The 1,690-nt window shown below is 42.1% G+C and carries 1 protein-coding gene; it reads left to right on the forward strand.

The window, feature by feature from the left end:
• The first annotated feature begins 111 nt into the window (after positions 1 to 111).
• A complete protein-coding gene (locus HMPREF1548_RS00650; protein ID WP_021633687.1) occupies positions 112 to 1,482 on the forward strand; it encodes a transposase in 1,371 nt (456 codons plus the stop codon).
• Positions 1,483 to 1,690: the final 208 nt, after the last annotated feature.

Below are 1,690 nucleotides of genomic sequence, written 5' to 3' on the forward strand. Positions count from 1 at the left end.
CAGCTCTGAAAGGCGAAAATTTCTCGCACAAAAATTACTGATAAGCACTGAAGATTTAGCCGATGCATGATAAAATAAAAAAAAAGTTTTTCGCAAAGGAGAAAATTTATCGTGACAAGGGCTGAACAACGAAGAAACAGAAAATTGTATGAAAGAGATTTTGCAGCATTCTGTAAAATAATCCGCCAGTATTTCCCGGAATTCACGCAATGGCTGTGTGAAACGTCAGATCCCCGCCAGTCCAGCATATATGAAATCGAAGTGATGCTGATGACTGTTATTATGAAGAACATTTGTAACATCCAGTCCATGCAGGGGATGACAGAGAAATTTAATGATGAGAACTGTGTGGAGAACCTGTGCAGGCTCCTGGGGGTCGGGCGCCATGAATTTCTGCCGCATTATGTAACGGTAAATGAGTTCCTGAAAAAGCTGGATACAGGAGAACTGGAAACCCTGCGTAGAAGAATGATAAAAACGATTCTGAGGAGACGGAAATTTGAGGACGCGAGATTTCTGGGGAAGTACTGGCTGGTAATCTTCGATGCGACAGGCCTATTCCATTTCCATGAGAGGCATTGTGCACACTGTCTGAAAAAGACGTTAAATAAAGGAAGCAAAGAAGAAAAGACCATCTATTACCATAATGTATTAGAGGTAAAACTGGTACTAGGGGAAGGGCTTATCATCAGCCTGGGGACAGAATTTATAGAAAATGAGAGAGAAGATGCAGAAAAGAATGACTGTGAAACGAGGGCATTCCACCGTCTGGCAAGCCGTCTGAAACAGGAATACCCAAGACTGCCGGTGTGTGTGCTGGCAGACAGTCTTTATGCATCGGAACCGGTGTTTAAGAAATGCAAAGAGAACAAATGGCATTATCTGATCCGGTATAAGGATGGGAGTATTCCATCCATAGCGGAGGAATATCATGAGATAGAGGGAATGGGGGAACTGCAGGAACTGGAACAGGAGATAGCGAGGGAATATCCGAGAAAAGGGAGGGTAAAAGAGAAGCAGCACATGGAATGGGTGCCGGAACTGGAATACAAAGGGCATAAGCTGACGATGCTGGCCCTTTTAATAGAAACGGAAGAAGAAAAAAAGGGAAAGACAACGGGTGCGTTGTTTCAGTGGCTGACAGATTTGATAATTACAGGTAGAAATGCAGAAGAATTTGCCAAGGCGGGAAGAAGCCGGTGGGAGATAGAGAATGAAGGATTTAATATGCAGAAAAATATCCGTTATGATATAGAGCACGCAAACAGCCTGGATTATAATGGAATGAAATGCCATTATTTGCTGACGCAGATAGCGGATATCCTGCTGCAGTTATATGAGAACGGGAATCCGGGAATCGAAAAGGCAAAAGGGACGAAAAAAAATATATCTTCGGATCTGCTGAAAAGTTTTGGCAAGCTACTCACAGAGGAAGATATATTTTTTATAGAGACCAGAAGTTATATAATAACATCGGTCTGACAAAACCAGTATAGCAAAGGGAGTGATAAAAGGGAAGAGAAAAGAGGAAAAAACATAAAAAAACATCGAAGAAGCTAGCGAAGGCTACGAATGCCTAAAGGGTGTGGATAAAAACATGAAAAGGGCGTAGCGATGTGGAAAATGAATATTTAAGTATAAAAGTATCGAGAGGATTATTTACAACCTGCCAGCGTCTTTCGGCGCTGAT

The sequence above is a fragment of the Clostridium sp. KLE 1755 genome, from assembly GCF_000466465.2.
GTDB lineage: Bacteria > Bacillota > Clostridia > Lachnospirales > Lachnospiraceae > Eisenbergiella > Eisenbergiella porci.